Source organism: Hydrogenophaga sp. (assembly GCF_022844385.1).
GTDB lineage: Bacteria > Pseudomonadota > Gammaproteobacteria > Burkholderiales > Burkholderiaceae_C > Hydrogenophaga.
This window is the reverse complement of the sequence record NZ_JALHLX010000016.1, coordinates 38,163-50,328: the sequence shown is the minus strand read 5'-3', so window position 1 is coordinate 50,328 and position 12,166 is coordinate 38,163. Positions and strand designations below refer to the sequence as shown.

13 protein-coding genes are annotated in these 12,166 nt (G+C 63.9%); 9 read left to right on the top strand and 4 right to left on the bottom strand.

Going from position 1 to position 12,166, the window contains the following annotated elements:
• Window positions 1-295 precede the first annotated feature (295 nt).
• The 3 genes from Q0C59_RS05505 to Q0C59_RS05495 form a co-directional block, all read right to left on the bottom strand.
• Complete coding sequence (locus tag Q0C59_RS05505) at window positions 296-1,000, bottom strand: PEP-CTERM sorting domain-containing protein (protein ID WP_291212811.1); 705 nt, start codon at window positions 998-1,000, stop codon at window positions 296-298.
• Between the two features lie 231 nt (window positions 1,001-1,231).
• Window positions 1,232-1,861: a response regulator transcription factor gene (locus tag Q0C59_RS05500; protein ID WP_291212808.1), complete on the bottom strand. Its 630-nt coding sequence runs from the start codon at window positions 1,859-1,861 to the stop codon at window positions 1,232-1,234.
• Window positions 1,839-2,978 (bottom strand): ATP-binding protein, encoded by a 1,140-nt coding sequence (locus Q0C59_RS05495; protein WP_291212805.1) that lies wholly within the window; start codon window positions 2,976-2,978, stop codon window positions 1,839-1,841. The genes Q0C59_RS05500 and Q0C59_RS05495 overlap by 23 nt, the downstream gene beginning before the upstream one ends.
• A 179-nt stretch (window positions 2,979-3,157) precedes the next feature.
• Between Q0C59_RS05495 and Q0C59_RS05490 the strand changes: the two genes are divergently transcribed.
• The 7 genes from Q0C59_RS05490 to Q0C59_RS05460 all read left to right on the top strand — a co-directional run bounded on the left by Q0C59_RS05490 (window position 3,158) and on the right by Q0C59_RS05460 (window position 9,377).
• On the top strand, window positions 3,158-3,601 hold the full coding sequence (locus tag Q0C59_RS05490) for a hypothetical protein (RefSeq protein ID WP_291212803.1): 444 nt from the start codon (window positions 3,158-3,160) through the stop codon (window positions 3,599-3,601).
• 66 nt (window positions 3,602-3,667) lie between these two features.
• Window positions 3,668-4,030 (top strand): response regulator, encoded by a 363-nt coding sequence (locus Q0C59_RS05485; protein WP_291212802.1) that lies wholly within the window; start codon window positions 3,668-3,670, stop codon window positions 4,028-4,030.
• Between the two features lie 40 nt (window positions 4,031-4,070).
• The gene (locus tag Q0C59_RS05480) at window positions 4,071-6,188 is read left to right on the top strand and encodes a chemotaxis protein CheA (protein WP_291212799.1); all 2,118 of its coding nucleotides are present in this window, start codon (window positions 4,071-4,073) and stop codon (window positions 6,186-6,188) included.
• Window positions 6,189-6,251: 63 nt separating this feature from the next.
• On the top strand, window positions 6,252-7,142 hold the full coding sequence (locus tag Q0C59_RS05475; RefSeq protein WP_291212797.1) for a CheR family methyltransferase: 891 nt from the start codon (window positions 6,252-6,254) through the stop codon (window positions 7,140-7,142).
• Between the two features lie 11 nt (window positions 7,143-7,153).
• Window positions 7,154-7,783: a chemoreceptor glutamine deamidase CheD gene (gene cheD / locus Q0C59_RS05470; protein ID WP_291212795.1), complete on the top strand. Its 630-nt coding sequence runs from the start codon at window positions 7,154-7,156 to the stop codon at window positions 7,781-7,783.
• 30 nt (window positions 7,784-7,813) lie between these two features.
• Complete coding sequence (locus Q0C59_RS05465; protein WP_291212793.1) at window positions 7,814-8,908, top strand: chemotaxis response regulator protein-glutamate methylesterase; 1,095 nt, start codon at window positions 7,814-7,816, stop codon at window positions 8,906-8,908.
• Between the two features lie 52 nt (window positions 8,909-8,960).
• A complete protein-coding gene (locus Q0C59_RS05460; protein WP_291212791.1) occupies window positions 8,961-9,377 on the top strand; it encodes an Hpt domain-containing protein in 417 nt (138 codons plus the stop codon).
• 27 nt (window positions 9,378-9,404) lie between these two features.
• Here the strand turns inward: Q0C59_RS05460 and Q0C59_RS05455 are convergent, their stop codons facing one another.
• Window positions 9,405-10,103 carry a response regulator gene (locus Q0C59_RS05455; protein WP_291212789.1) on the bottom strand — a complete coding sequence of 233 codons (699 nt, stop codon included), beginning with the start codon at window positions 10,101-10,103 and terminating at the stop codon, window positions 9,405-9,407.
• 334 nt (window positions 10,104-10,437) lie between these two features.
• Between Q0C59_RS05455 and Q0C59_RS05450 the strand changes: the two genes are divergently transcribed.
• Complete coding sequence (locus Q0C59_RS05450) at window positions 10,438-10,944, top strand: hypothetical protein (protein ID WP_291212787.1); 507 nt, start codon at window positions 10,438-10,440, stop codon at window positions 10,942-10,944.
• Window positions 10,941-12,166 (top strand): histidine kinase dimerization/phospho-acceptor domain-containing protein (locus Q0C59_RS05445; RefSeq protein ID WP_291212784.1); only part of this gene is annotated, 1,226 nt, incomplete at its 3' end. The genes Q0C59_RS05450 and Q0C59_RS05445, both read left to right, overlap by 4 nt.

Below are 12,166 nucleotides of genomic sequence, written 5' to 3'. Positions count from 1 at the left end.
GCCATGGTCTGCATGCCCGCGCCAATGAAAAACACCGCACCGCAGATCCACAGACCGCGAAAGGCGGGCTGGCGCAGGGGGCTCCAGATGGAGGTGGCAGTGGTCATGGGCCATTATTCCCCAGCCGATGGCGGGCTTTGTCGTGCCGATGGTATTCGGCGGCTGAATCCCTTATGAATCAAGGGAAGAATATCTTTCAATTGAGCCCGATCCAATTCAATCGGCAATAAAAAAGCAGCCCGAAGGCTGCTTTTGAATTCGACCGGATCGCAATGGTGAATTGCAATCCAGGGAATCAGGACTTGCGGCGGCGAATCGCACCCAGACCCAGCAGGGCGATACCGGCCAATGCCAGGGTACCGGGTTCTGGAACCACGCTGACCATGTCGATGCGGGTGTCGAGCGCTGCACCGGTGCCATCGTTGATTTGCAGTTGAAGAGCGCCCACATTGGTGAAGTCGGCGCCCGCAAAACTGGCGAAACTGAAGATGTAGGACATCGGAAGGCTCGACTCCTGCGTATAGACCGTCCAGGAGCTCGGGCTGGTGGTACCACCGCTCCAGACGGTGAACGTCAGGGGCGACTGGTCATCGGCGGCGAGCACCAGGACGTTGAAGGCCGAACCGTACTTGGTGAGGTCAACCCCGCCCAGGCCATTCACATCAATGTCTCCGCCAGTGGCGATGCCGTCCCAGCGAATCACGCCGATGCCGGCCTGCTGGGTGTTTTCGCTGTAGCTCAAGCTGCCGTTGGAAGTGACCGCCGAAAGACCGAGAGCGGTGTCACCGTTCAAAAGGTATTTTTCAACGTACACGTCGCGGTAGCCACCCAGAATGTCGGCGCCAGCCACTTGAGTGGCCCATTCGGGACCGTCGTTGGTCGTCAGGTCTTCTGTCTTTCCTTGGTCGACGCTGAAACTGTCGACAACAGGCAGCGCGCTTGCAGCGCCAAACGACAGTGCCAGAACCGCAGCCGCCGCAATTTTGGTAATTTTGATCATGGAGTGTTCCGTTGGTAATAGAGAACGTCAGAAGAATCCTGGACATCAGTTTCCCTCGACTGGTATTACCGTACGCAGTTAGCGTGCCAGACACCGAATCCTTCTATGTACCAACCACTTGACGAATTGAGCCGGAATCGCCCCGTTCAATTCACCCGGAAGTGTCAAATTTCCCGACAGGCGTTAATGTGCGCCAGCACACATTCAATTCAACAACAGCCCCACAAGCCCTCAGACAATGCCATTTCGAATGGCGTAAACCGTGAGTTCTGCGTTATTGGCCAGATGCAGCTTTTCCAGCACGCGGGCGCGGTAGACGCTGACCGTCTTGGGGCTGAGCATGAGCTCTTCGGCGATGTCGGAGAGCTTTTTGCCCGAGGCGATCTTCTGAAGGGTCTGCAGTTCGCGCTCGGACAGGCTGGCGTGCAGTTCTTCGCTCTCGGGCGCGTGCAGGTTGTCCACCAGCATCTGCGCCACCTCGGCGGTCACGTACTTGCGGCCCTGCATCACGGTGCGGATGGCGGCCACCAGCTCGGCCGGTTCACCCGCCTTGTTGAGGTAACCGCGCGCACCCGCCCGCAGGCAGCGGATGGCGTACTGGTCTTCCGGGTACATGGAGACCACCAGCGTCTTGACGGCGGAGCCCTCTTCCTTCAGGGCCGCCAGCACCTCCAGCCCGCCGCGCCCGGGCATGTTGAGGTCGAGCACGAGCACGTCGCACTCCGTCTTTCGCATGGCTTCGCGCAGCTCGGGGTAGCTGCCGGCTTCGCCCACCACCTGGATGTCGGTGGCCTCCGAGATGGTGTCGCGAATCCCGCGTCGCACCACCGCGTGGTCGTCACACAAAATCACCTTGATCATGGGCTTGCTCAGCGGCGTTCGCCGCGCTGTCCGGTTGGTTGGAGGGGGTCAGGGGCACGGACAGGATGACCGAGGTGCCCCGGGGTGAGGTGCTCACGTCGAGCCAGCCGTCCACCTTGGCAGCGCGCTCGCGCAGGCCCAGCAGGCCGAAGGACTCGGCCTTGCGCAGGGCATCCGGGCTCATGCCCTGGCCGTTGTCGGTGACTTCCAGGGTCAACACACCTTCGCCATCGCTCAGATCGATGTCGACCGCCGTGGCCTTGGTGTGTTTGGCGATGTTGGTGAGGGCTTCCTGCGCCGTGCGGTAGGCCACCAGCTGCACATCCATCGGCACGTCGATCTGGTCGGACGACCGGCGAATGGTCACGCGCAGGCCGCTGCGGCGCTCGAAGCCTCCAGCCAGCCACTGCACCGCGGCCACCAGGCCCTGGTCGAGGATGGGCGGGCGCAGGTTCATCATGATGCGCTGGCTCGCGCCCAGGGCGTGCTGCAGCATCTCCATGGCGGTGCCCACGTGCTGGAGCACGCCGGGGTCGGTTTCGCGCCGGCCGACCCAGGCCAGGTCGAGCTTCACGGCGGCCAGCGCACCGCCGATGTCGTCGTGGATCTCGCGCGCGATGTTGGCGCGCTCCTGCTCGATGCTGGTCTGCAGGTGCTCGGCCAGCTCGGCCAGGCGCCGGCGCGACTCGGCCAGCTCTTCGGCGGCGCGCGCGCGCTCACGCCGCGTCTGCGACACCTCGATGGCCCGCTCGATCACGTGCGAGAGCCGGTGCATGCTGTCCTTGAGCAAGTAGTCGCTCACGCCGCGGTGCATCGCGTCCACCGCCGCGGTCTCGCCGATGGCGCCCGACAGGATGACAAACGGAATCTCGATCTGCATCTCGCGCACCACGTCCCAGGCGTCCATGCCGGTGAAGCCGGGCAGGTGGTAGTCGGCCAGCACCACATCGAAACGCCCGGTGAGCAGTTCGCGCTTGAAATCGTCAATCGTGTCGACGAGCACCACCTCGCTGAGCAGCTTGCTGCGCTGCAGGGCGAACTTCACCAGCGCGTGGTCCACCCGCGAGTCCTCCAGATGCAGGATGTGAACCGGGGGTTTGTCGAGGTTCTCGGACATGCCTGTGGGGAATGTTGGGAAGGTGGGGGGCTGGCGGCGCTGGCCGATGGTCGGCGGCAGCGACCGGACAACCCGGGAAATGGTGCTGAATTTGGCCCGTTATCTGCCGATACAGCTTCTTACAGACCTCGAAAATTGTACTGCCCACCCTATTCGACATGCCCCACACGAGCAACTCCATGGACCACCTGACGATGCAGCATGCCCCGCCGTGCGTCTCCCTGCCCGTGAATCTGGTGGCCAACCTGCAGGACGCCCTGCTCATGGCCGTGACCGACCTGCAGCGCCTGGAAGGCCTGCTGGACCACGCCACCGCCAACCTCATGGAGCGCTTCGGCGCGACCAACACGGCCCTGGGCGCATTGCCCGAGGACCACCAGGAAGAACTGGGCCCCATCCGCACCAACCTGCACCAGGCCGTGACCGAACTCCAGTTCCATGACATGGCGACCCAGTTGATCGTGCACACCAGCAAGGTGCTGCAGAGCTGCGCCTGGCGCCTGGCCGAAGAGGCCATGGAGCCCGACGAAGGCGAGATACCGCTGGGCCTGGACCCGATGCCGGAGCGACCCAGCCCGGTGACCCAGAGCGAGATGGACGCCGGCTCCATCGACCTGTTCTGACCGAGCAGGCCCCGATTCAAGACCCCCCGGTATCTGCCGATATTTGACTGAAACACGGAGTTAGCCATGCGATCCATTCTTGCCGTCGACGATTCGGCTTCCATGCGAAAAATGGTGGCATTCACCCTCACCGGTGCGGGCTACCACGTGGTGGAGGCGGTGGATGGTCAGGACGCTTTCGAGAAAGCCCAGACCCACAGCATCGACCTGGTGCTGACCGACCAGAACATGCCCGTCATGGACGGGCTGAGCCTCACGCGCAAGCTGCGCGAGCACCCCAAATTCAAGACCACGCCCATCCTGATCCTGACCACCGAGTCCAGCGACCAGATGAAACAGGCCGGCCGCAGCGCGGGCGCCACCGGCTGGCTGGTCAAACCCTTCGATCCCGCCCGGTTGATCGAAGTCATCCAAAAAGTCATTCGTTAAACAAACGCGCGCCGCTCACCAGCAGCCAAGGAGATCCCCCATGGGTGAAATGATGAACGAAGGTCAAAGCCTGGCCAACGACATTGACCTGAGCCAGTTCTATCAAATCTTCTTTGAAGAAGCGGGCGAAAACCTCGACCAGATGGAGCAGATGCTGCTCGCACTCGACGTGGACAAGGCCGACGACGAAGAGCTCAACGCGATCTTCCGCTGCGCCCACTCCATCAAGGGCGGTGCCGCCACCTTCGGCTTTGCCGACGTGGCCGAACTCACGCACCAGATGGAATCGCTGCTGGACAAGCTGCGCCGCCACGAACTCAACCCCACCGCCGCCATGGTGGACGTGCTGCTCGAATCCAGCGACGCGCTGCGCCTGCAGCTCGCCCACCACCAGGGCCGCGGCAACGACACACCCGCCACCGGCGATCTGGTGGCCCGCATCTACACACTGGCCAACGGTGAAGAGGCCGACGCACCCGTTGCTGAAGCCGCCCCCGCACCGGTGGTGGCCGCACCCGTGGTGGAAACGCCCACACCGGCCCCGGCCCGCGTGATCAACAAGCCGGTGGCCAAGGCCACCCGCGAACTCGAAATCCACATCGGCCCGCTGGACAACGTGGCGCAGGCCGACGGTGTGGCCGAGCTGTTCCGCGACATCCCCGGCCTGGGCACCATCGAACCCCTGCCCTGCGACCAGGCCAACAAGCGCGTTTACCGCGCCACCACCACCTCGTCCGACGCCGACCTGATGGACCTCTTCACCTTCCACGTGAGCAAGGAAGAGATCCGCATCGTCGATCTGGCCGCTCCCGCCGACGACGCACCGGCTGCACCCGTGCTGGCCGCCGGCCAGGACTTCGGCTTCTTTGACGGCGCACCCGGTGTACCGGCCCACGCCGTGGCCGCCGCACAAGCGGTGATCACCGCGCCCGACAGCACCGCCAAGCCCACCGCGCCCAAGGCTGACGCCCGCCCCGCCGCACCCGCCGCCATGGAATCGAGCACGCTGCGTGTCTCGGTCAGCAAGGTCGACCAGCTGATCAACCTGGTGGGTGAACTCGTGATCACCCAGGCCATGCTGGCGCAGAAGAGCCGCGAACTCGACAACGGCGACAACCAGCCACTGCTGGCGGGCCTGGCCGACCTCGACCGGAACACCCGCGACCTGCAGGAAGCGGTGATGTCGATCCGCATGATCCCGATGTCGGTGGTGTTCAACCGCTTCCCGCGCATGCTGCGCGACCTCGCCACCAAGCTCGGCAAAAAGGTCGAGCTGGTCACGCACGGCGAAGCCACCGAACTCGACAAGGGCCTGGTTGAAAAAATCACCGACCCGCTGACCCACCTGATCCGCAACAGCTGCGACCACGGCATCGAAATGCCGGAAGACCGCCGAGCCAGGGGCAAGTCCGAGCACGGCACGATCACGCTCTCTGCCACCCACGAGGGCGGCTCCATCCTGATCGAGGTGCGCGACGACGGCAAGGGCCTCAACCGCGAGAAGCTGCTGAGCAAGGCGCGCGAAAAAGGCATCGACGCGCCCGATTCGATGACCGACAACGAGGTCTGGAACCTGATCTTTGCGCCCGGCTTCTCCACCGCCGACGAAGTGACCGATGTGTCCGGCCGCGGCGTGGGCATGGACGTGGTCAAGAAGAACATCACCGCGCTCAACGGCACGGTGGAGATCGACTCGGCCGAGGGCTACGGCATGCGCGTCTCGGTGCGCCTGCCCCTGACCCTGGCCATCATGGACGGCATGTCGGTGCGGGTGAGCGACGAGGTCTACATCCTGCCGCTGTCCAGCGTCATCGAGTCGTTCCAGATCAAGCCGACCGACATCAACACGCTGGCGCAGGGCGCGCAGGTGGTGAAGGTGCGGGACGAATACATGCCGGTGATCGAACTGGAGCGCGTGTTCCAGGTGCCGCGCTTCGAGCACAGCGGCGCCAGCCCGATCATGGTCGTGGTGGAAGCCGATGGCCAGCGTGTGGCGCTCATGGTCGACGAGCTGCTGGGCCAGCAACAGGTGGTGATCAAGAACCTGGAATCGAACTACCGGCGCGTGCCCAACGTCTCGGGCGCAACCATCCTTGGCGACGGCAAGGTCTCGCTGATCCTGGACACCTCCAGCCTGGTGCGCCGCTCGCGGCACTGAGCTTCTTCGACGAACATCCCGCGCGCCTGTCGCGCCCCAGTCCCCAACCGGTCAGGACACCCGATGCTGCAGCAGAGCCCCTCCCCCCAACGCGTTGCGCGTCCGGTGCCACCACCGCGCACGGCAGCGTCTGAAGACGGCCCGCTGGCTGAAGGCCGTGAGTTCGTCTGGTCCGACGCCGACTTCTCGCGCATCAAGGCGCTGATCTACAAGAAGGCCGGCATCAGCCTGCACGACGGCAAACACGCCATGGTCTACAGCCGGGTGTCGCGCCGCCTGCGCGAAACCGGACACGACAGCTTCAAGACCTACCTTGACTGGCTCGAACACCACGACGGTGCCGAGTGGCAGGAGTTCATCAACGCCCTGACCACCAACCTCACGGCGTTTTTCCGCGAGCAGCACCACTTCGAAATCCTGGCGCAGATGTTTGCTGCCAAACGTTCGCAGAACTGGCGCATCTGGTGCTCGGCGGCCTCCACCGGCGAAGAGCCGTATTCGATCGCCATGACGGCCCAGGAAGGTCTGGGCGCCAGCGGGTCGTTCGAGATCGTCAACAGCGACATCGACACCAAGGTGCTGGCCACCGCGCAGCGTGGTGTGTACAAGGCCGACGGCACCAAGGGCCTGAGCCCGGAGCGCATGCAGCGCTTCTTCATGCGCGGCAAGGGCAGCAATGAAGGCTTCATGCGGGTGAAGCCCGAGCTGCAGAAGAACATGAGCTTCCAGACCGTGAACCTGATCCACGACCTGCCGTTTCGTGAACCGTTTGATGTGGTGTTCTGCCGCAACGTGATGATCTATTTCGACGCCGCCACACAACGCCAGGTGCTGGAGCGCATTCACCGGGTGATGAAGCCCGGCGGCATGCTGTTTGTGGGCCACGCCGAGAACTTCAGTGATGCCCGCAATCTGTTCGCGCTGCGCGGCAAGACGGTCTATGAACGTATTTAAGAGCCACTGACATGCTCGCAGCTCCCACCTCCCGACTCGACCAGCTCAAGGCCCGCAAGGGCAAGCCGGGCGAGGCCAGCTTTTTTTACAGCGATCACCACTTTCAACAGGACGCGGTGAAAGTGCTCCCGGGTGAGTACTACGTGACCGCCGACGACATGATGGTGATGACGGTGCTGGGCTCCTGCATCGCCGCCTGCATCTACGACCCCCGCGCGCGTGTGGGCGGCATGAACCACTTCATGCTGCCCGACGGCGGCATGGACGCGGGCGGGCGCTACGGCTCGTTTGCCATGGAGCTGCTGATCAACGAAATGATGAAACTCGGCGCGCGGCGCGAGACCATGCAGGCCAAGGTGTTCGGCGGCGGTCAGGTCATGCACACCTTCACCACCATGAACGTGGGAGAGCGCAACACACAGTTCGTGCTGGACTATTTGCAGACCGAACGCATCGCGGTGATCTCCAAGGACGTGCTCGACATCCATCCGCGCAAGGTCTGCTACTTCCCGGCCACCGGCAAGGCCATGGTCAAGCGGCTGGCGCACTCGCATCCCGAAACGCTGGAAACCCAGGAACGCAAGAGCAGCGCGGCTGTGGTCGCCAAGGCGATCACCGGCGGCTCGGTGGACCTGTTCTGAAACAAGCGACAAGAAGACAAGGAGAGGACCATGGCAAAGATCAAAGTGGTCGTGGTGGACGATTCCGCCCTCGTGCGCAGCCTGCTCACCGAGATCATCAACCGCCAGCCCGACATGACCTGTGTGGGCGCTGCGGCCGACCCACTGGTGGCGCGCGAGATGATCCGCGAAACCAACCCCGACGTGATCACGCTGGACGTGGAAATGCCGCGCATGGACGGGCTCGAATTCCTCTCGCGCCTGATGCGCCTGCGGCCCATGCCGGTGGTGATGGTCTCCACCCTGACCGAACAGGGCGCTGAAACCACGCTGCGTGCGCTGGAGATGGGCGCTGTGGACTTCGTGGCCAAGCCGCGCATCGGCGTGAGCAGCGGCCTGCAGGAACTCTCCGGCGACATCGTCGACAAGATCCGGGTGGCTGCGAGCGCCCACGTCAAACGCCTGCCTGCAGCTGTCCCCACTGGCTCTGGCGCTGCATCAGCGGGCGGTCACGCCGAGCCGCCGCGCGCCGCGCTGCCGCGCGTGTCGACCGAAAAGATCATCTGCATCGGCGCCTCCACCGGCGGCACCGAGGCCATCCGCGAAGTGCTCATGCCCATGCCGGCCGACGCCCCTGCCATCGTGATCACCCAGCACATGCCGCCGGGTTTCACCACCAGTTTTGCCAACCGGCTCAACACCCTGTGCCGCATCCGAGTGCAGGAGGCCCAGCACGGCCAGCGCATCCTGCCCGGCCACGCCTACATCGCGCCCGGCGGCCACCACCTGCGCATCGACCGCAGCGGCTCCAACTACGTGGCCGTGGTGGAAGACACCGAACCCGTGAACCGGCACCGCCCCTCGGTGGAGGTGTTGTTCAAGTCGGCCGCGCGCGTGCTCGGCCCGAACGCGCTGGGCATCATGCTCACCGGCATGGGCGCCGACGGCGCGCAGGCCATGCGCGAAATGAAAGACGCCGGCAGCTACAACTACGTGCAGGACGAAGCCAGCTGCGTGGTCTTCGGCATGCCGCGCATGGCCATCCAGTGCGGCGCGGCACACGAAATCCTGCCGCTGTCGCAGATTGCGTCCGCCGTGCTCAACCGCCTGGCCAGTGCGCCGGCCGGCGTGCGCCATCGCATCTGAACTCCCAAGCCCAGCGCTTGTTGCCAGCCGTCAGGGCCAACTGAAGCCCGCCATGACCCCAGCCACCGCCCGCGCCTCACCAACCGACACCGAAGCCTGGCCTGTGCTGGCGGGGATCGACATGGCAGCAGCGCAGCGGAGTTGCGGCAGCAGCTACCAGCTGTACGAGCGGATGCTCGGTCTGCTTGTGCTGCACTACCGCAGCTGGACCGAAGATTGGCTCGCGGCGACCCGTGCCAGCGAGGTGACAGACAACTCCGCCTTGTGTGCCAGCCTGCACAAGCTGCGAGGCAGCGTCAGCATGATGGGCGCTCTGTACCTCGCCGAGGTGGCGGAGCAGGCAGAGTATTCGCTTCGCGAAAAACAAGAAGAGCCCCGTGCAGCTGTGCAGCGCGTGGGGGCACTGCTTGATGATCTGCTTGATCAAGTGAGCGCATGGCAGCGATCGGCGCAAACCAGCAGGGGATGAGCGGGATACCTGCAGCGCTGCCGCGGATCATGCTTCCTGCATCGCAAATTCGAGTGCAAGCGATACCTGCAGCTTGACTTCGCGCAAGGAAACAAGACCTGTTTCATCGAGCGACGGCCCATCCTCCGGCTGCAAGCGCAAGAGGTTCGCGCAATGCTTCAAACCCAACAAGGCGCAACTCCCCTGAATGCGCTTGATTTCCGGCAATTGCGCCGACGCAACACCGCCCTCCTTCACCAGATCCAGGCAGGCAGACACTTCCGCTTCAAGCTTGTGCATCAACCGTGTCACTTCGGCCTTGGAAATACCGAGGCGGCGCGCCACGCTGGCCACGGGTTCCGCGAGACTGCCCTGGCTCTCGCGCAGGACTTTCTCCAGCGTCCGGCTGGTCGCCGCCATTGCATAGGGCTTGACGATGAACCCGACCGCACCCGCCCCGACCGCTCCCGTCACCGATTCCCGGTCAGCGGACGAGGAAATCATCACGAACGGGATGAACTGCAAGAAGCGATCGGCCTTCACACGCCGCAGCAAGCCAACGCCATCGAGCTTGGGCATGACCAGGTCACAGCAACACAGGGAGGGACGCAAGCCGTCCTGCAAAAGCGACCACGCTTCCTCGCCATCCGAGGCTTCAACCACCTCCATTCCAACCGGAAGGCGTTTGACCAACGATACAAGGGGAAATCGGGAGATTTCATCGTCATCCACGATGAGGATTTTCATGTGTCACCTGTCTTGTGCGAGGGCGTGTCACCGTGAGATGGACCCGAGCCTCTGTGTTCTGGACTCAAGCCGCCCAAAGGCAGCAGGTTGCGATCCTGAAACCGGTATCGGCATCCATCGCGCAACTTTAACTGTTCAGTTGTATACAGTTTTCGTCGCATTCCCCCTGGCCTGGATCAACCATGCTCAAGTATGGGTGGACGGCGCCGAGATAGTACTCAAGCAAACCACACTTCCGGACCAGCGAAGCCTGCAGCGCACCCATCAGCACGCCAAAGGCGGCTCCCTGGGTCGTTTTGACCCTTTTCGTGCCCAGCTCCCAAAAGACATCACCATGAACACCCGCCGCCTCTTCACCCTCGTGCTGGCCTGTGCCGCAGTCACCCCCCTGGTGTTCGCCCAAAGCCTGGAAGCGCCCAAGGGCCGCACCGTGCTCAGCGTGAGCGGCAAGATCGGCGCCACCAACAAGGGCGCGCTCGCCGTGTTCGACATGGCCATGCTGGAGAAGCTGCCCCAGCACAGCTTCACCACCCGCACGCCCTGGTACGACAAGCCGGTCAAGTTCACCGGCCCGCTCCTGTCGGACGTGCTGGCGCTGGTCAAGTCCAGCGGCACCACCCTGAGTGCGGTGGCGATCAACGACTACAAGATCAACATCCCGATCGAAGACATCGGCAAGCACGGTGTGCTCATGGCCCGCCTGATCGACGACAAGCCGATCCCCGTGCGCAGCAAGGGACCCCTGTTTGTGGTGTACCCCTTTGACAAGTCCTCCGAACTGCGCTCCTCCGTCTACTACGAACGCTCGATCTGGCAGCTCAAGGCACTGGACCTGCAATGAACACCGAAACAACCGGTCTGAACGGCTGGTGGGTGAGGCATTGGGTGGCCGCCATCGGCGCTGCCCTGCTGGTGACGCTGACGCCGCTGAGCTACATCCAGTGGAAACAGTTCAGCTTGATTGAGGACGTGGCTGTCAACCAGATCGACTCGATCATGTGGCAGTCGTACCAGCTCGAGCGCGAACTCAGCCACCTGAGCAGCGCGATTCAAGTGTCTCTGGAGCCTGAAGCCGTGTTGGATGTCGACCATCTGGTGGAGCGCTACGAGGTGTTCGTCAGCCGCATCGCCGTGGTCACGGACATCCCGCGCAACGACCTGCTCAACACCACGCCGGCCTACCTCGAAGCCATCCGGCTGGTGAACGCTTTTGTGCTCGAGGCCGACCCGGTATTTGCAGACACCGGTGAGCTTCTGCAGCCGCGCACCGCGCGCCAGGCACTGATCCGATCCATCGAGCAGATCGAACCCGCGCTGGGTGAACTCACCCGCGAAGCCAACCGCGCCACCGCGCGGTTTGTGGACGAACGCAACGCCCAGCTGCGCGAGCAGGGTGGCCTGGTGATTGCCCTGGCCGGCGTGCAGTCCGGCGTGCTGCTGTTGTTCGTGGCGCTGCTGGTGCGCCACCTGCGCCGCCAGGTCGTGCAGTACGAAAAACTGCAAGCCGTCTCGCGCGAGCTGGCTGTGGCCAGGGACGAAGCCGAAGCCGCCAACCACGGCAAGAGCGTGTTCCTGGCCAACATGAGTCACGAGATACGCACCCCGTTCCAGGGCGTGCTCGGCATGCTCAACCTGCTCGACGAGACCCGGCTCTCGGGCCAGCAGCGAGACTATGTGCAGACCGCGCATGATTCGGCGCAACACCTGCTGGGCGTGCTCAACGACATCCTGGACGTGTCGACCATGGAGTCCGGCACGCTGCGGCTGGCGCCCGAGCCGGTGCGCCTGCGCTCGCTGGTGCAGGAGGTGGAGAGCCTCATGCGTGCCAGCGCGCGCGAGAAGGGCCTCAAGTTGCAGGTCGACACCGCGCACGACTTGCCCGAATGGGTGATGGCCGACCCCACCCGGGTGCGTCAGATCCTCTTCAACCTGCTGGGCAATGCGGTGAAGTTCACCCCCCAGGGCAGCATCACGGCCCGCCTCTGCCGTCTGGAAGGCACGCCCGCCGGCGTGTGCCTCACGGTGCAGGACACCGGCATGGGAATGGACGCGGCCACGGTGGC